This is a genomic window from Synechococcus sp. NB0720_010 (genome assembly GCF_023078835.1).
Lineage (GTDB): Bacteria > Cyanobacteriota > Cyanobacteriia > PCC-6307 > Cyanobiaceae > Vulcanococcus.
This window is the reverse complement of record NZ_CP090898.1, coordinates 952,559-968,697: the sequence shown is the minus strand read 5'-3', so window position 1 is coordinate 968,697 and position 16,139 is coordinate 952,559. Positions and strand designations below refer to the sequence as shown.

The window sequence follows — 16,139 nt, the reverse complement described above, 5'->3', positions numbered from 1 at the left end:
GTTAGCTCCCGAGCTTGAGGCCTCTGAGCACGGGTTTGAAGGCCGCTTCCAACTGAGTCATAGCGTCTGTCATCCGTTGCTGGATCTCAGGCCATTCGGAGTCTGGAGACCTGTAGCCGCCTGGGAGGTCTATGCGAATCCTGCATGCCCTTCTGCCATCGAGCCGTTGCCAGCTCAAAGGGAACTTCACAGCAGCTTGGACCTTGTCTTTCGACTCCAGGAGCTGATCAAAGATGGCTTCGTTTTCTTCCTCGCAGTCCTTGCCGCGGTCGATGTACAGCTCAACGCCTGACTCGGTCTTGGTGACCACGTAGTTGAGGTTGAGTCCACGCACTCCACTCGAGGTCCCGATCCAGGCGTATTGGCCAGGAGTGATGTGGGCATGAAGCTTGGCCCCAGGTAGCTGGACGAGCTGGGACCACCACTGCTTACGGATGTCGTAGCGCTCTGCCATCTCCTGCTTGGCACGGCCTGCTTCCTTCGCTTCTGCCGATGGTCCAACGATCAACGTGAGTAGCGGTGCTGCGGGTGAGTCGCCAATGCGAACAGCCTCGACCTTTACGAGGTAGAAGTCAGCACTACTGGCTTCGTTGAGCCAGGCCATTGCATTGACGTGCTCTTGCCGCGGTTCAGAGACGATCCAGATGGCACCACGAGCCTTCATGGCTGTGAGGTATGTGATGACCTTCCCCAAGTGGTCGTGGTTGCTTTTCTCCAGCTGGTTTTCAATCACGTAGGTATCGCCGTCACTACTCTCAGCGACGATGTCGATGCTGAAGGAACCAGCCGCTTGTTCGCGTTCAGCTGACACCAGTTCGAGGTCCAGGGACTCGTTGAGGATCTCGATGTTTTCCTGTAGCCACTGGGTGAAGTCGTAGGCCTCATGGCGCCAGACCTCACGCAGATGAACTCTCTGGAGTTTCCCGATGGGAGTGCTCATGCCACCTCCTCCTCCGTTGCCAGTCCTCGGACATCTATTTGGCCGGTTACAGCGGCGGAGATGAGGGCCGAGCGGCGTTCAATTAGTAAATGAGTGCTCTTGATGCTGCTTGCTTGAAGAGCTGCAATGGCATCCAACTCTTGGTTGATGAATTGGATGATTTCTTCTTGCTCCTCTAAAGGGGGAATCGCAACGACAAAGGAATCGAAGTCATTCATGCGAAGTACCTTTGTGCCGTGAGCGGCTTCATCTACCCTTGCTAAAATTTCTTTGGATGCACCTCTTAGCATTGCGGCTAAGTACTCAACACTTACTCCCTCGCAAGGGATAAGCGCTTTAAGGTCCTGATTGATTGACATCGGGACTGTGGATATGCTTACTGGGAGGGTGTGAGCAAGAATCATCCCTCTGACGCATATCAGTACCATCCCAGCTGGACGAAGTTCGGCTGCTCCTTCCGAGACTGCCGCGTCAGTTATGTGGTCAATTGTGTCGTCAATCTTCTCCTGCTTCAGGTCTTTTGAAGATGCCCAAGGGATTTCACCGCCTAGCCAGTAGCGTTCTTCCGACTTGGACGGTGTTCCGCCACTCTTTTTGGTATGCGTGTAGCGCATTGGTTTGACCTCCCAATGCTCCGGCACCTCTCCCAGCCACTCCACTCCCGAGTCCTTCATCGGTGCATTCGGGTTCAGCCCCTTGGTCACCGCATGGGAGATGACCGCCTGCCGCTTCTCTTGCAGTAGCTCTATCAGGCGTTGCTGCTCGGCAATAAGGGCGTCAATCTTCGCGGTTTCGCGGTCGAGAAAATTTGCAATCTGCCCTTGCTCGGAAAAAGGAGGCAAGGGGATATTTATGGCTCCAAATGTTTGGGGCCTTACAACCTTTCTGAGGCCTGTGTAGTAAGGCCTAAGAAGCTTGCCATCGTCAATCCAGTGAAAAAAGTAGCTTAGGTAGCCTGGGGAGTTGCCTTTATTTGCCTCGAAAACGCTATACGCTCCCGTAACCATGCCATCCAGCTTAGAGAGGCCTACGGCGCGAGGGGTCTCGTCAATGTCAAACAGGCAAAAGATAAGGTCATCAGGCTTGACATGCTGATAGCTGGAGAAGTCCGTGGGAAACTTGCCCTTTCCTGATTCAATATCTCGCGGAATAATCCCAGACTGTGTCAACGAGAGAAGAGTGGTGTCACTCCAGGAGTCCCCGACTGGTCGGCTTACAGCCGTGAGGGCCGCTTTGATTGGCTTGGTCTCCCACTCTTCCGGTATTTCGCTGAACCAGGGTGTCTGGATAGCCTTCCCGCGGTTACGCTTCGGAAAGCTCATGACGATAGCCCTCCAATCATTTCCAGAATCCTGTTTGTCACTTGCTTCAGCTCTGCGTCAATCTCCTCCAGTGGTCTTGAGGGAGTGAACACGTAGAAGTGCCGGTTGAACGGAATCTCGAAGCCAGTCTTGGTCTTGTCGTGGTCAATCCATGCGTCAGGCACATGCGGCAGCACCTCTCGTTCGAAGTAATCCTCAACTTCTTCCGACAGAGGCACATTCTCCGTGTCCCTCAAGCTGCTGTCGGCCTGGGGCTTCCCTTTCGTTTTGCCCCTCTGCCCCAGCACAACACTGCCTGCTTCGTCACGTAGCGGCCGCTCCACCGTGATGGTTCGGTAGCCGAAGTCTTCGTTTCGGAAGATCTTGCTGATGGGCTTGCCGTCCTGCTCGGCCTCCTCAAAGTCGCCGAATAGTTTCGTGATCTCCGCAATGTGCTCCGTGCTCAACTCCTTGCGTTTGCTACCCAAGCTCTTCCGCATTCTTTGAAACGAACCGCTCCCATCAATCAGCTGAACCTTCCCCTTCCGCTCAGAAGGTTTCTTGTTGCTCAGGATCCAGATGTAGGTGCTGATTCCTGTGTTGTAGAACATGTCTGTTGGTAGGGCGATGATCGCCTCCAGCAGGTCGTTCTCCAGCACGTAGCGACGGATCTCGCTTTCACCTGATCCAGCGCCTCCCGTGAAGAGGGGCGAACCGTTCAGGACGATGCCGAACCTGCAGCCACCTTCTTGGGCAGGCCGCATCTTGCTGATCAGGTGCAACAGGAACAGCAGTGAGCCATCGCTGACCCTCGGGAGCCCTGGCCCAAAGCGCCCAGCGAAGCCCATGGCTTGGTGCTCAGCCTGGATCTCCTTCTGGATCTTTTTCCACTCCACGCCAAAAGGTGGGTTGGAGAGCATGTAGTCGTACTTCTCCTCTGAGAGCTGGTCGTCCGAGAGGGTGTTGCCGAAGCAGATGCTGTTGATGTCCTGCCCCTTGATCAGCATGTCCGCCTTACAGATGGCGTAGGACTCGGGGTTCAGTTCTTGACCACTGAGCACCAGGCGAGCTGAGGGGTTGTGGTGGACGAGGTGCTCCTCCGCCACGCTCAGCATTCCTCCCGTTCCAGAGGCTGGGTCGTAGAGGCTGCGGACGATGCCGGGTTGGGTGAGGGCGTCGTCGTCTTCGATGAAGATCAGGTTCACCATCAGGCGGATCACCTCACGCGGCGTGAAGTGTTCCCCTGCTGTCTCGTTGGAGAGTTCCGCGAACTTCCGGATCAGCTCTTCGAAGACCAGACCCATCTCCGCGTTGCTGACCCGTTCTGGGTGCAGGTCGATCTGGGAGAACTTCTCGGTGACGAGGTAGAGGAGGTTGGCTTTCTCGAGGCGGTCCACCTGGAGGTGGAACTCGAAGCTCTCGAAGATGTCCCGTACCGCTGGGGTGAAGGCCTGGATGTAGGTGCGGAGGTTCTCGCCGATGTTGTCCCCGTCGCCCATCAGCCGCTTCATGTCGAGCGGCGAGGTATTGCAGAAGTTCAGTCCTGCCTTGCGGAGGAGGAATGGTTCTGGATCCAGTCCCTGCCCTTCCCTAAGGGCCTTCTCCTCCAGGACTGCCGCTTTGGTCGGCTCAAGAACGCAGTCAAGGCGCCTCAGGACCGTGAAGGGAAGGATGACCTTGCCGTAATCGCTCTGCTTGTAGTCGCCGCGCAGCAGGTCAGCGACTGACCAGATAAAGGCTGAGAGGTTGGTGTCGGCCAAGGCAGGGGATGGTCCTGATCCCATCCTGCAGTGGTTGCGTGGCTAAAGCAGGTGCCTATGTACGAGCTGCAAGAAGGGCTTCCACAATTGCCACCAGCTGGTCCTTCTTGAGCTTCTTCACGGGTAGCGGTGGGGCTGCAATCTCCTTGGCCTGCATGAACGCGACCAGCTCGCCCTTCTTGAACTTGTAGTAGCCGCTCAGCCCAGCCTTGGAGCAAAGCTTCCTTAGCTCTGGGATGGTCATGGATCCCAAGTCGCCATTGACCAGGGGGGCAAGTGCTGTTTCGAGGTTTTCCAGGGCTTCCTCAGACCCTGGCAATGCCTGTTGGGCTTCCTCCAGCTCCTGATGCCGAAGCGTCAGGAAGGCCTCTTGGGTCTCGAAGTGCTGCTCGAGTGAACGGGTGTGAGCAGCAAGGCTCGAGCCCAGCTCCTGCAGTTGCTCGCGAAACTGCTCCGATAGAGGCCTCTTAGCCACTACGCGTCAGAGGAGGGCTGCTCTGGTGCGACCCAGTCGTCGTCCATGATTTCGTCGACAGCCTCTAGGAAGTCGTCCACACCGGCCCGTAGGTCGCTCTGGGCATTGGCAGACCAGTAGCCGGCTGTGAGGCCCTGTTCGTCAGCAATCAGCTTTAGGCGGCGCAGCTCGTTGATCGCATTTTCGAAATGCTCGAGCTTGGCCAGGGTGTTGCCCATTGCTTGGTAGTCCGTACTGATCTTTTGGAGCTGATCAGACAGGACCTTCTTGTCGTGGAGGTGACTTTCGATCTCGACCTCGAGTCGCTTCTTCTCGAGTTCGACTCCCTCGTATTTGTTCTTCCAGCGGGTGACCCAGCCCTTGTAGGCACCTGCTTGCCGGTTAGAGGCCTTTAGTGCCTCCCGCATTTCTGCGTAGTACCGCCGCAGGTCGGCGAACTGAACGAGCTTGTGGACCAGGGGAAAGCGGCCGGCTCCTGTCTTCGCCTCTTTGGGTGCTGAGGGAGAGGAGGTCATACCTGCTGCGTTGGCTTCTTAAAGGCTATTTCAACCCAGTGATCTGCATCGAAAAGCCAGTTACTGCAGTCGGTTAGCCGGTTTCTTGCGGATTCCACTGCTCGGCCATGACCATCCTCAGCTCCTCGCTCTGAGCGGTGGTGAGGCACTTATGAGTCTTCTTGAGGACCATCTCCTGGAACTGATCGTCGGTGGTTGATGGGGCGTCTGCCTCTGCCTGGTCGCTCTCCTGTCCAATGCTTCCCAGCACGTAACCAACGATGCTTCCAGCGGATTTCCAAAGAGCCGCCTGCATCGCGACTTCGTAGGCGCTGGGCACGGATACCCCGTCCTCAACGGCCTCACAGAACTCAGCTGAGAAGTTTTTGAGGATGGAGTACTCAATCGGGCTCAGATCAGCTCCTCCAGTGCCGCTGGAAGCTGCCTCAAGCCGATAGGCGGACCCAAAGGCCAGCAGGCAGCAGCCCAGCAGGACTACAAGTCTTCTCAGGAGGAGCTGCATGCCCCTGATGCCGCGCAGGTCCTCTATCAATGTGCCGCTGATATGGCCGCAGAGCCAACTCAAACGGCGTGGGCAAGTCTCTTGATGGCAGTCAGGGGGAGCGATGAAAGTGTTGGTGCCCTTAGTGCTGCCCACTGGATTGGGCCATAAAAGTCCTCAGAGGTCCCGATAAATGTGTGGGTGGAAGTGTGGGTGGAATCGGACTCCCGTCTGGAAACTTCGTCGCAAAGCGTCCTCTGGAGTCCTGTTTGCAACCCAAATGGAAGAGCACCCTCTCCGTTGTTATCGATCAGCTGTGGAAGACCAGGACCAGCCCTTGGCTGACCTGGTGAAATTCCCGTTCTTCGCGGCTCAGATCGAGTCCGACCTGGAGACCCTCCTTAAGGGCGTTGTCATAGGGGGGTGGCGTCGGCGCCTGACCGGCGGTCCAGAGGGCGGCGATTCCCACCGAGGTGGCGTGCCAGCTAAAGCAATCGGTTGTGCCAATGGAGGGAGCCTTCAGCTCGTCTTCCAGTAGCTCGCGGATGGCCATGGCTCAGGAACAGTCCTCTCAGCATTCAGAGTTCGCCGTTCGCCGGCAATCAGCTGAGAGGTTTCGTGACCTGACGGGCAATCAAACTTCAAGGGAACGCCCTTAGGCTTCGGCCCATGCTTGCTGGAATTGGGCCGATCGCCCTGGTGCACGAGTGGTTCACCCCCCGGTCGGTGGGCGGCTCTGAGCTGGTGGTGCAGGAGCTCGATGCCCTGCTGCAGCAGCCCCAACTGTTTGCCCTGGTGGATGGGGAGAGTCGTCGCCGCGGCAGTTGGCTCGCCGGTCGCTCGATCACCAGCTCCTTTGTTCAGCGCCTGCCCTTTGGGGTCAGTCACGTTCAGCAGTACCTGCCGCTGCTGCCGATGGCGATTGAGCAGCTCGATCTGACGGGTTACCCCCTGGTGCTCAGCAGCAGCCATCTGGTGGCCAAGGGTGTGCTGACCGGTCCGGATCAGTGCCATCTGAGCTATGTCCATACCCCCGTGCGCTACGCCTGGGATCAGATGCACGCCTACCTGCGCCAGTCCGCCCTGGCCCGGCGTGGTCTGGGGCCCTTGATTCGCGCGCAGCTGCATCAACTGCGTCAGTGGGATGTCCTGAGCGGCCAGCGACCGGATCAGCTGCTGGCGAACTCCCGCTTTACGGCCTCGCGCATCCGCCGCTACTGGGGCCGCGAGTCCACCGTGGTGCACCCCCCGGTGGAGGTTGATCGTTTCCGTTGGGATCAACCCCGAGATGACGTCTACCTCTGCCTGTGCCGGCTGGTTCCCTACAAGCGTGTGGATCTGGTGGTCGAGGCCTTCAACCGCACCGGGCTCCCCTTGGTGGTGATCGGTGATGGGCCTGAGCGCGCTCGCCTGCAGGCCATGGCTGGCCCCAATGTTCGCCTGTTGGGTCGCCTTCCCCAGGACGACGTCAACGCTTGGTTGAGCCGTTGCCGCGCCTATGTCTACGCCGGCCTCGAGGACTTCGGTATCGCTCCGGTGGAGGCGATGGCGGCTGGGGCGCCGGTGATTGCCTTGGGGCAGGGCGGCCTATTGGATACGGTCCGCTGCATCCAACGCGGGGACAGCCAGCCCACGGGCCTGCTCTTCCCGGACCAGCAGGTGGCCTCGCTCGTTGCGGCCCTCGAGATCTTTGAGCAGCGGCGGCTCTGGCAGCAACTCCCCGCTGAACGGCTCCGGCGCTGGGCGGAGGGCTTCAGCCCCCTGCGTTTCCGCGCGCGGATGGAGGCGGTGATTGAGCAGAGCTGGAACCGCCATCAACGGACCCGGCAGGAACGCAGCCGAGCCTTGCCTGTGCCTATGGCTTGAGTGACCGCGGCGGGGTGTCGCTGCGAACACTCGACTTCTTTAATGACAGCTGGAAGCTGCCCAATCACTGCGCCGTTTGTCCGCCGTTGACTCGATTCCCGCTGAATCCACGGCCAGTTCTTGGCTGAGGGCTCAGTCAAAGCGCGGACGCATCCTCAAGCGTGTCGGTGACATCAGCTTTTCGCTGTTGGTCTTGATCCTGGGTTCGCCGCTTCTGTTGCTCTTGGCCCTGCTGGTCAAGCTCAGCTCCAAGGGATCGGTCTTCTATTGCCAGCGCCGCATTGGCCGCGGCTACAAGGGCTTTGGCTGCCTGAAGTTCCGCACAATGCGCAAGGACGCCGATCGCGTTTTGGCATCGGTCCTGGCTTCCGATCCGGTGCTGCGGGCTGAATTTGAGCGGGATTTCAAGCTCAAGAATGATCCCCGCATCACGCCCATCGGCCGTTTCCTGCGTCGCTCCAGCCTCGATGAGCTGCCCCAGTTCATCAATGTGCTCAAGGGCGAGATGAGCGTGGTGGGCCCCAGACCGATCGTTTGGGATGAGCTGGAGCGCTACGGCCGCACGATGGATGAGGTGCTGGCGGTCCGCCCGGGTCTGACCGGCCTCTGGCAGGTCTCCGGCCGAAACAACCTGCCCTACGAAACCCGGGTCAAGCTTGATCTCTTCTACGCCCGCAACCGCAATTTCTGGCTCGATCTAGGCATAGTGCTGCGCACGATTGGAGTGGTGCTGCTACCGATGGACCGCGGCGCCTACTAACAGCGCTGCCGCCAACCACAGGACCTCAAGCCGGCGGCTCAGGCCCAGGAGCCGCTCCACATCACTGGCCTCGGGGGCCGGAGCTCCCGCTGCCAGAAGCGGTTTCTGGGCCTCCCGCTCCCCGTAGCGATTGACCCCACCCAGTTGAACGCCTAGGCAGTGGGCATAGATCGCCTGGGACACCCCAGCATTGGGTGAGGGATCGGGCCTGCCTTCCTGCAAGGCCAGCTGGGCGAGGGGCAGGGTCCGTCTGACGGTGCGTCCCTGCACCAGCGGCAAGCTCAGGGCCACGAGCCGGCAGGGCAGCCAGACCAGCAGGTCATCGAGCCTGGCTCCGGCGGTGCCTAGCCAGCGCAGGCTCCCGCGGCGGTAGCCGAGCATCGAATCGAGGGTGCTGGCGGCTTTGAACCCCCAGGCGAACGCCAACGGGCCAGGCCCCCCATACGGCCAAAGGGCAGCCCCGATCAACATCCAGAACAGCGGCGCGAACAGCCCATCAACGGCGTTTTCGCTGGCGGTCTCCGCGGCGGCTCGCAGGATCTCCTGGCGGCTTAACTCCGTCGTGTCTCGCCCAACGATCCAACCCAAGGCTGTTCGCGCTGGCCCGAGTTCCGTGGACGTTTTGAGCGCCGCCAGGACGGCCTGCACCGCCTGCTCCAGGCTGCGGCCGGCCAGGGCGCTGGCCAGCGCGATCACCAGCAGCGGCCAGGTCCAGGAGCGCGTCTGGCAGATCTCCTCGAGCCACCAGCCGGCGCCGCCGCTGCCGAGCACCAACAGCAGGGTGATGCCACAGCCCGCCAGCCGCAGGCGCCTCGGGGATCCTTTGGCCCAGCTCTCCGCCAGCTGGCGCAGCCGGCTGATCCACCAGCCCATCACCACAACCGGGTGCAGGCACCAGCGCGGATCCCCCACCAGTCGGTCGAGACCGGCCGCGGCGAGGACCAATAAAAAAGGGTGGATCCCCGAGAAGGAATCCACCCCTGAAGCGAGCAGCGTCATGGCTGCAGAGCGGCCTGAATCAGGCGGACTTCAGCCAGGAGAACATCGAGCGCAGGCCTTTGCCCACGTTCTCGATCGGGTGCTGGCTGTCGCGGTCGCGGATCTTCTGCATCTCAGGCTTACCGGCTTCGCATTCGGCCACGAAGTTGCGGGCGAAGGTGCCGTCCTGGATGTCGCCCAGGATGCGCTTCATCTCGGCCTTGGTCTCGGCGGTGATCAGGCGAGGGCCGCTGACGTAGTCGCCGTACTCGGCGGTGTTGGAGATGGAGTCGCGCATGGCGGTCAGGCCGCCCTTGACCATCAGGTCAACGATCAGCTTGACCTCGTGCAGGCACTCGAAGTAGGCCAGCTCGGGCTGGTAACCGGCTTCCACGAGGGTCTCGAAACCGGCCTTGACCAGCTCGGAGAGACCACCGCAGAGAACGGCCTGCTCACCGAAGAGGTCGGTCTCGGTCTCTTCCTTGAAGTTGGTCTCCAGGATGCCGGCGCGGGTGCCGCCGACGCCCTTGGCGTAGGCCATGGCCAGGCCGCGGGCATTGCCGGTGGCATCCTGGTGGATGGCGAACAGAGCGGGGACGCCCTGACCGTTCTGGTACTCCCAACGGACGGTGTGACCGGGGCCCTTGGGGGCGATCATCACGACGTCAACGTCGGCGGGGGGCTTGATCAGCTCGAAGCGGACGTTGAAGCCGTGGGCGAAGCTCAGCACCTTGCCGGCGCTGAGGTGGGGGGCGATTTCTGCGTCGTAGACGGCCTTCTGGGTCTCATCGGGCAGCAGCACCATGATCCAGTCAGCCTTGGCCGAGGCGTCGCTGACGCTCAGCACTTCCAGGCCATCGGCCTTGGCCTTCTCGGCGGAGCGGCTGCCTTCGTAGAGACCCACCACCACGTTCACGCCGCTGTCCTTGAGGTTCAGGGCGTGGGCGTGGCCTTGGGAGCCGTAGCCAATGATGGCCACCGTTTTGCCGTTCAGCAGGCTGAGATCGGCGTCGGTGTCGTAGTACAGCTTGGCCATCAGGGGCTTCGGTTCAGCGCTAAGCAAGGATCGAGCTTACGAAAGCGCCGGCCGGCTCCCTCAGGCTTCGTTGGGATGGGCGATCACGCGGTCGATCAGGCCGTAGTTCATTGCCTCCTCGGCACTCATGAAGTAGTCCCGGTCGGTGTCCTTCTCGATCTTCTCGACCGGTTGGCCGGTCATGCCCGCCATGCTGTTGTTGAGCATGTCCTTCATGCGCAGGATCTCCCGCGCCTCGATCTCGATGTCACTGGCCTGGCGCTGGCTGGTGCCGCCCAGGGGCTGGTGAATCATGATCCGGCTGTGGGGCAGGGCGAGCCGCTTGCCTTTGGTGCCGGCGCCGAGCAGGAAGGCACCCATGGAGGCCGCCAGGCCCACGCAGATGGTCACCACGTCACTCTTGACGTACTGGATCGTGTCGTAGATCGCCAGGCCCGCGGTCACCGAGCCACCGGGGGAGTTGATGTACAGGTAGATGGGCTTGCTGTTGTCATCGGAGTCGAGGTACAGCATTTGCGCCACCAGGCTGTTGGCGATGGCGTCGTTGACCTCAGAGCCGAGGAAGAGGATGCGCTCCACACCGAGGCGGGTGTAGATGTCGACCCAACGCTCGTACTGGCTGCCGGGAAGGCGGTAAGGAACGCTCGGGGTACCGATGGGCATGGCTTTTCGGGTGAGTGAAGAACGGGGAAAGAGAAATCAGCCGATGCCGCCTGGCACGGGTGAGGGGAGGTCTTTTTGGCTCGTCAGGACCCGATCGATCAGGCCGAACTCCACCGCCTGCTCCGCGGTCAGGTAGGTCATCCGATCGGAGGCCTTGGAGAGTTCTTCGGTGCTCTTGCCGGTGTTGGCCGCGAGCATCTCGAGCATGGTGCGCTTGTTGTGCAGCACCTCCTTGGCCCGGATCTGGATGTCGCTGGCCTGGCCGCGGGCGCCGCTGCGGGGCTGGTGCAGCACGATCGAAGCGTGGGGCAGAGCAGCCCGGTGGCCCTTGGTGCCGGCGCTCAGGATCATCGCCGCGGTGCCCATCGCCTGGCCGATGCAGATGGTGTGCACCGGCGGCTTGACGTAGCGGATCGTGTCGGCGATGGCGAAGGCCTCGGTCTCAAAGCCGATGGCATCGCCTGAGTACCAGCTGGTGCCGGTGGAGTTGATGTAGAAGAAGATCGGCTTCTCCGGGTTGTCGAACTCCAGATAGAGGAGCTGGGCAATGATCAGCTCGGTGACGTCGATGCCCATCTGACGCTTGGCATCGTCATCGCTGAAGAGGGGCAAACCCAGATAGACGATCCGCTCCTTCAGCAAGAGGGAGGGAAGGTCAGGCGGTGGGGTGCGCATCACGGCCGAATCGCCGTAGTAGGGGGCTGACACCGACATCCGCGGATCCACTGCTGGCATGAAGCCGGAGCCTAGCGGGGGTTGGCGGGGTCCTGATCGCCTTTGCCGCCGCGTTTCCCGCTGGCCTTGCTGCGATTGCGTGCATTGCTACCGCTTCCCTTTGGAGGAGTGGGGCCTGCGCTCTCGGTTCCCTCCCAGCCATCGCGCTTGGCGAAGACCATCCGGCCGGTCGGGGTCTGCAGCGCGCCTGTGACGGTGACCTGGAGGCGCTCGCCGCTGAGGCCGTGGCCACCATCGACCACCACCATCGTTCCGTCCTCCAGGTAGCCCACCCCCTGGTGGGATTCCTTGCCATCGCGGACGACCTTGATGCTGAGTTCATCGCCCGGCTGCACCTCAGGGCGAAGGGCGATGACCAGTTCGCTGAGGTTCATCACCTTCAGCTCCTGCACCTCGCCGACCTTGGCGAGGTTGTAGTCGGCCGTCAGCAGGGTGCCGCCGGTGTCGGCGGTCAGCTTCAGCAGCTTGTCGTCGACACCGTTGCCCTCGTAGCGGGTGGTGTTGACCACCAGGCGACGCCCGTAACGCTCTCTCAGGTTGCTCAGCAGCTTGAGGCCGCGGCGTCCCTTGCCCCGTTTCTCGGTGTTGGAGGAGTCGGCCAGGGCCTGCAGCTCATCAATCACCGCCTGGGCCACGATCACCTGACCTTCCAAAAGCCCCGAATCAAGCAGTCCGCGGATGCGGCCATCGATGATCACGCTCGTGTCGAGGATCTTGGCGCTGGCGGGCATCAGCACCCCATCGGCCACCAGCAGGGCTTCGGTGCTGTTGGGGTTGAACAGGCGCAGCAGGGTGCGGCCATGGACCTCGGCGAGGTTGTAGCCCGAGACACCAAAGAAGACGTTGGCCGCAATGGCCGCCAGCGGCTTCACCAGCACCAGCTCCCAAGGCAGGGAGAGGAACAGGATGGGGGAGATCAGCAGGTTGGCCACCAGCAGGCCCAGGATCAGACCCACGGCCCGGCTCACCAGCAGATCGGTGGGCATGGTGCGCACCTGCTCCATCAGCCGGCGCCGTAGGCGCTGGAAGACAAAGCCCGCGAAGAGGCCCGCTAAGGCGCCGCCACCCCCCAGGATCCAGCTCAGCTGCTCCAGGTTCTGGATGCGGATTAACTGTTGCTCTGGCAGTAGATCCACCCCGAGCCAGCCCGCGGCGGCTCCGGAGATCACGAACAGCACCAGGATGAGGGTGTCCACCATGGCGGGTGCTGTGGCTGCCAGTCGCTCGGAAGCAGCATGCCCTATTGCGGCGGGTTTGGCCCAGGGAGGTAACCGGCCTCTCCCGCGCAGCGCCTACCTGCACATACCGTTTTGCCATCGCCGTTGCTTCTATTGCGACTTCCCGGTGGTGCCCCTGGGGGATCGAGCCGGTGGGGCGCCCGGGCAGTCCGGCAGTCGCTCGATCGAGGCCTATCTGGAGCTGCTCTGCGGGGAGATTGAGGCTTCGCCGGCTGGACCGCCGCTTTCCACCATTTATGTCGGGGGCGGTACCCCCTCAATGCTGACGGCCGAGCAGCTGCAGGCTGTGCTGCGGAGCTTGAAGAGGCGCTATGGCTTCGCGTCGGGGGCGGAGATCAGCCTGGAGCTGGACCCCGCCAGCTTTGATCAGACGCGCCTGCAGGGCTATCTCAGGGCGGGGGTCAATCGGGTCAGCCTGGGCGGTCAGAGTTTTGATAACGCCGTTCTGGGACGTCTGGGGCGCAGGCACCGCCGCAGGGATCTCCTTGAGGCAGCTGCCTGGCTTCAGCAGGCATGCGTCCAGGGGGAACTGAGCAGTTGGAGCCTGGATCTCATCCAGAGCCTGCCGGGGGCGACGGCCGAGCACTGGCGGGCGCAGCTGGAGCAGGCCCTCGCGCTGGAGCCCCCCCACCTCTCGGTCTACGACTTGATCGTGGAGCCCGGCACGGTGTTTGAGCGGCTGGAGTCCAGCGGTGAATTGCAGCTGCCTGAGGAGGACCTCTCTGCCGATTTGATGGAGCTGACCGCCGGCACCTTGGCGGCGGCTGGCTTTGGCCACTACGAGATCTCGAACTACGCCCTGCCGGGCCATGCCTCCCGCCACAACCGCGTCTACTGGAGCGGTGCGGGCTGGTGGGGCTTCGGCATGGGGGCGACGGCTGCCCCCTGGGGGGTGCGGCAGCCGCGCCCCCGCACCCGTGAGGGCTACGCCGCCTGGCTGCAACAGGACCCTGGCGAGCTTGGGCCTCCCCAGCCCATGCCCAACGATGAGCGGGTGATGGTCGGTTTGCGCCGGCGTGAGGGTGTCCTGCTCACGCCGCTTCTGGCAGGGCTCGATCCGGCGGGACTGATGCAGCGCTGGCAGCCCTATCTGGAGCGTGGTCTGCTCCGCCGGGAAGGCCAGCGTTGGCGGCTCAGTGATCCAGAGGGCTTGGCTCTGAGTAATGCGGTGCTGCGGGAGTGGTTGGACTGGTGGGAGGAGCAGGCTGAAGGCCCCCCACCCAGCCCCTGAGGGCGTCCACACAGAGCTCGCGGCCCTGGAGCAGGGGCGGGCAGAACGGTGGTTGTTTGGCGGTGAGCCCCAGGAGGTCGGCGGTCACCCGCACCTGCCCGTCGCACTGTTCTCCGGCGCCAATGCCAATGACGGGGATCTGGAGCTCTTGGCTGAGGGCGCCGGCTAACTCGGCGGGCACATGTTCGAGCACCAGCGCGAAGCAGCCGGCGGCCTGGAGGTCGCGGGCTGAGCGCTTCAGGCGCTCTTGGCTAATGGGGTCCTGGGCCTGGCGCCGGTAGCCCAGGCGATGGACCGACTGGGGGGTGAGCCCCAGGTGTCCCATCACAGGGATGCCGGAGCGCACGAGCCGATCGACAACGGCCAGGGTTTCCGGTTCCCCGCCCTCGAGTTTGACGGCGGCAGCGGGGCTGTTCTTCAGCACCTGTCCTGCTGCGGCCACGGCCTGATCGAGGCCGCACTGGTAACTGAGGAAGGGCAGATCCGTGATGATCAGCGGTTGCTGGTTGGCGGGGCGCTGCAGCCCGCGGCCCACGGCCCGGGTGTGCATCACCATCTCCTCCAGGGTCACCGGGAGGGTGGTGGCATGGCCGAGGACCACCATCGCCAGAGAGTCGCCCACCAAGATGGCGTCCGCCCCGGCCTCTTCCACGAGGGCCGCTGAGAGGGCATCCCAGGCTGTGAGCACGGCGATGGGCCGGCCCTCCTGCTTGCAGGTGAGTAGATCAGCAGGTCGCACCCGGCGATCACCTCATGGACGGGGGCTCATTGCTAGCATCCGACGGACTCGGACCCATGCGGCCCGGACGCCCAAATCTGGTCAGGACCGGAAGGGAGCAGCCACACGGGATGCTCTTGGCAGGCGTGGACTCCGGGTCACCCCATTTCAACCGCAATAAAAAAGGGGCCCCTGGGGCCCCTTTTTGCTGGTTCTCGTTCCAGAACTCAGTTGTTGTTCTGGCGGTTGAGCAGGAAGGAGGGGATGGCTGCACCGGGCAGGTCGCCTTCGCCATTGTCGCCGGCCACAAAGCTGTTCAAGGGCCGCTCGGGGCGATAGGCGCCGCCGCCTTCGAAGCCCGTGGCGATCACCGTGACGTGGATCTCGCCTTCCAGCTTCTCGTCCACCACGGCACCAACAATGATGTTGGCCTCGGGGTCGACCACGTCGTAGATCACCTCAGAGGCGGTGGTCATGTCCTCAAGGGTCATGTCCTTGCCACCGCTGATGTTGATGACGCAGCCCTTGGCGCCGTCGATCCGTGCGGACTCCAACAGCGGGCTGTTGATGGCGGCCTGGGCGGCTTCGCTGGCGCGGGAACGGCCGGAGCCGACGCCCAGACCCAGCAGTGCGGTGCCGGCGTCGTTCATGACCGAGCGCACATCGGCGAAGTCAACGTTCACCAGGCCGGGCTTGGTGATGATGTCGGTGATGCCCTTCACGCCCATCCGCAGGACGTCATCGGCGGCGCGGAAGGCATCCTGCAGGGGTGCACCAGCAATGGCTTCCCGCAGCCGGTCGTTAGGAATCACGATCAGGGTGTCCACATGCTCGGACAGGCGGGCGATGCCCTCTTCGGCCTGACGCATGCGGCGGCGACCTTCAAAGCCGAAGGGCTTGGTGACGATGCCCACGGTCAGGGCGCCGCATTCCTTGGCGACTTCGGCCACAACCGGAGCGGCACCGGTTCCTGTGCCACCGCCCATGCCAGCGGCGATGAAGACCAGGTCGGCACCCTGGAGGGTCTGCGCCAGATCGGTGCGGGATTCTTCAGCCGCTTTTTGGCCGATGGCCGGGTTGCCGCCTGCACCCAGGCCGCGGGTCAGCTTTTGGCCGAGCTGAACGCGCTGTTTAGCTGCCGACTGCAGCAGGGCTTGGGCATCTGTATTGAGTACGCGGTATCCAACGCCCTCGAGATCCGAGAGGATCATGCGACCAACGGCATTGCTGCCGCCGCCGCCGACGCCGATCACCTCGATGCGAGCGGACTGACTAGGCACGATCCCCGCAGAACCATTGCTGGTGACGGCACTCAGGCCCTCGGGTGCGATCTCCATAGCCGGTGCAGTGCCGTTGGTGCTTCGCTGCATTATGTCGTTGTTCCTGCCAATCACAGGCCTAGATCGACATACCTTTGCCGGCAAAGGGCTTTAGCGCAATGC

At 62.3% G+C, this 16,139-nt stretch carries 17 protein-coding genes and 1 other RNA gene; 4 read left to right on the top strand and 14 right to left on the bottom strand.

The features are described from left to right. Position 1 precedes the first annotated feature (1 nt). The 7 genes from LY254_RS05155 to LY254_RS05125 form a co-directional block, all read right to left on the bottom strand. The gene (locus tag LY254_RS05155) at positions 2 to 940 is read right to left on the bottom strand and encodes a DUF4268 domain-containing protein (protein ID WP_247479361.1); all 939 of its coding nucleotides are present in this window, start codon (positions 938 to 940) and stop codon (positions 2 to 4) included. Next, a complete protein-coding gene (locus LY254_RS05150) occupies positions 937 to 2,262 on the bottom strand; it encodes a restriction endonuclease subunit S (RefSeq protein WP_247479358.1) in 1,326 nt (441 codons plus the stop codon). The genes LY254_RS05155 and LY254_RS05150 overlap by 4 nt, the downstream gene beginning before the upstream one ends. Next, positions 2,259 to 4,001 carry a class I SAM-dependent DNA methyltransferase gene (locus LY254_RS05145; RefSeq protein WP_247479356.1) on the bottom strand — a complete coding sequence of 581 codons (1,743 nt, stop codon included), beginning with the start codon at positions 3,999 to 4,001 and terminating at the stop codon, positions 2,259 to 2,261. The genes LY254_RS05150 and LY254_RS05145 overlap by 4 nt, the downstream gene beginning before the upstream one ends. Positions 4,002 to 4,056: 55 nt before the next feature. After that, on the bottom strand, positions 4,057 to 4,476 hold the full coding sequence (locus tag LY254_RS05140) for a Rho termination factor N-terminal domain-containing protein (protein ID WP_247479354.1): 420 nt from the start codon (positions 4,474 to 4,476) through the stop codon (positions 4,057 to 4,059). Next, on the bottom strand, positions 4,476 to 4,991 hold the full coding sequence (locus LY254_RS05135; RefSeq protein WP_247479352.1) for a hypothetical protein: 516 nt from the start codon (positions 4,989 to 4,991) through the stop codon (positions 4,476 to 4,478). The genes LY254_RS05140 and LY254_RS05135 overlap by 1 nt, the downstream gene beginning before the upstream one ends. A 73-nt stretch (positions 4,992 to 5,064) precedes the next feature. Beyond that, entirely contained in the window at positions 5,065 to 5,493 is a 429-nt protein-coding gene (locus tag LY254_RS05130; protein ID WP_247479350.1) for a hypothetical protein, read from the bottom strand. Positions 5,494 to 5,782: 289 nt separating this feature from the next. Next, complete coding sequence (locus LY254_RS05125) at positions 5,783 to 6,025, bottom strand: hypothetical protein (protein WP_247479349.1); 243 nt, start codon at positions 6,023 to 6,025, stop codon at positions 5,783 to 5,785. 116 nt (positions 6,026 to 6,141) lie between these two features. On the opposite strand from LY254_RS05125, the gene LY254_RS05120 reads away from it, so the two are divergent. Continuing rightward, positions 6,142 to 7,338 (top strand): glycosyltransferase, encoded by a 1,197-nt coding sequence (locus tag LY254_RS05120; RefSeq protein WP_247479347.1) that lies wholly within the window; start codon positions 6,142 to 6,144, stop codon positions 7,336 to 7,338. Positions 7,339 to 7,414: 76 nt separating this feature from the next. Next, a complete protein-coding gene (locus LY254_RS05115; RefSeq protein WP_247479346.1) occupies positions 7,415 to 8,098 on the top strand; it encodes a sugar transferase in 684 nt (227 codons plus the stop codon). On the opposite strand, the gene cbiB is transcribed toward LY254_RS05115, so the two are convergent. Genes cbiB through LY254_RS05090 form a run of 5 tightly spaced genes read right to left on the bottom strand, consistent with a single transcriptional unit; the run spans position 8,072 to position 12,709 of the window. Next, on the bottom strand, positions 8,072 to 9,097 hold the full coding sequence (cbiB, locus tag LY254_RS05110) for an adenosylcobinamide-phosphate synthase CbiB (RefSeq protein WP_247479344.1): 1,026 nt from the start codon (positions 9,095 to 9,097) through the stop codon (positions 8,072 to 8,074). The two genes, LY254_RS05115 and cbiB, sit on opposite strands and share 27 nt — an antisense overlap. A gap of 19 nt (positions 9,098 to 9,116) precedes the next feature. Beyond that, positions 9,117 to 10,112, bottom strand: coding sequence for a ketol-acid reductoisomerase (gene ilvC / locus LY254_RS05105; protein WP_247479342.1), 996 nt, complete (start codon positions 10,110 to 10,112; stop codon positions 9,117 to 9,119). A 60-nt stretch (positions 10,113 to 10,172) separates the two neighbouring features. Further along, positions 10,173 to 10,775 (bottom strand): ATP-dependent Clp protease proteolytic subunit, encoded by a 603-nt coding sequence (locus LY254_RS05100; RefSeq protein WP_010318135.1) that lies wholly within the window; start codon positions 10,773 to 10,775, stop codon positions 10,173 to 10,175. Between the two features lie 36 nt (positions 10,776 to 10,811). Beyond that, positions 10,812 to 11,489, bottom strand: a complete 678-nt coding sequence (locus LY254_RS05095; RefSeq protein ID WP_010318134.1) for an ATP-dependent Clp protease proteolytic subunit — start codon at positions 11,487 to 11,489, stop codon at positions 10,812 to 10,814. A gap of 32 nt (positions 11,490 to 11,521) precedes the next feature. Next, a complete protein-coding gene (locus LY254_RS05090) occupies positions 11,522 to 12,709 on the bottom strand; it encodes a PIN/TRAM domain-containing protein (protein ID WP_247479341.1) in 1,188 nt (395 codons plus the stop codon). Positions 12,710 to 12,854: 145 nt separating this feature from the next. Here LY254_RS05090 and LY254_RS05085 point away from each other — a divergent pair, with 145 nt between their 5' ends. Next, a complete protein-coding gene (locus LY254_RS05085; protein WP_247479760.1) occupies positions 12,855 to 13,979 on the top strand; it encodes a coproporphyrinogen-III oxidase family protein in 1,125 nt (374 codons plus the stop codon). On the opposite strand, the gene panB is transcribed toward LY254_RS05085, so the two are convergent. Further along, entirely contained in the window at positions 13,882 to 14,718 is an 837-nt protein-coding gene (gene panB / locus LY254_RS05080; protein WP_247479339.1) for a 3-methyl-2-oxobutanoate hydroxymethyltransferase, read from the bottom strand. The genes LY254_RS05085 and panB overlap by 98 nt on opposite strands. A gap of 45 nt (positions 14,719 to 14,763) precedes the next feature. Here panB and ffs point away from each other — a divergent pair. Then, an RNA gene (gene ffs, locus LY254_RS05075) (signal recognition particle sRNA small type) lies at positions 14,764 to 14,860 on the top strand. Between the two features lie 64 nt (positions 14,861 to 14,924). Here the strand turns inward: ffs and ftsZ are convergent. Continuing rightward, positions 14,925 to 16,067: a cell division protein FtsZ gene (ftsZ, locus tag LY254_RS05070; RefSeq protein WP_371820516.1), complete on the bottom strand. Its 1,143-nt coding sequence runs from the start codon at positions 16,065 to 16,067 to the stop codon at positions 14,925 to 14,927. Between the last annotated feature and the right edge of the window lie 72 nt (positions 16,068 to 16,139).

Excerpts from the sequence above, each read along its gene's own strand:
- ftsZ (WP_371820516.1), bottom strand. The coding sequence starts at position 16,067 with ATGCAGCGAAGCACCAACGGCACTGCACCGGCTATGGAGATCGCACCC.
- LY254_RS05130 (WP_247479350.1), bottom strand. The coding sequence starts at position 5,493 with ATGCAGCTCCTCCTGAGAAGACTTGTAGTCCTGCTGGGCTGCTGCCTG.
- LY254_RS05125 (WP_247479349.1), bottom strand. The coding sequence starts at position 6,025 with ATGGCCATCCGCGAGCTACTGGAAGACGAGCTGAAGGCTCCCTCCATT.
- LY254_RS05095 (WP_010318134.1), bottom strand. The coding sequence starts at position 11,489 with ATGTCGGTGTCAGCCCCCTACTACGGCGATTCGGCCGTGATGCGCACC.
- LY254_RS05120 (WP_247479347.1), top strand. The coding sequence starts at position 6,142 with ATGCTTGCTGGAATTGGGCCGATCGCCCTGGTGCACGAGTGGTTCACC.
- ilvC (WP_247479342.1), bottom strand. The coding sequence starts at position 10,112 with ATGGCCAAGCTGTACTACGACACCGACGCCGATCTCAGCCTGCTGAAC.
- LY254_RS05090 (WP_247479341.1), bottom strand. The coding sequence starts at position 12,709 with ATGGTGGACACCCTCATCCTGGTGCTGTTCGTGATCTCCGGAGCCGCC.
- cbiB (WP_247479344.1), bottom strand. The coding sequence starts at position 9,097 with ATGACGCTGCTCGCTTCAGGGGTGGATTCCTTCTCGGGGATCCACCCT.
- LY254_RS05135 (WP_247479352.1), bottom strand. The coding sequence starts at position 4,991 with ATGACCTCCTCTCCCTCAGCACCCAAAGAGGCGAAGACAGGAGCCGGC.
- LY254_RS05155 (WP_247479361.1), bottom strand. The coding sequence starts at position 940 with ATGAGCACTCCCATCGGGAAACTCCAGAGAGTTCATCTGCGTGAGGTC.
- LY254_RS05100 (WP_010318135.1), bottom strand. The coding sequence starts at position 10,775 with ATGCCCATCGGTACCCCGAGCGTTCCTTACCGCCTTCCCGGCAGCCAG.
- LY254_RS05150 (WP_247479358.1), bottom strand. The coding sequence starts at position 2,262 with ATGAGCTTTCCGAAGCGTAACCGCGGGAAGGCTATCCAGACACCCTGG.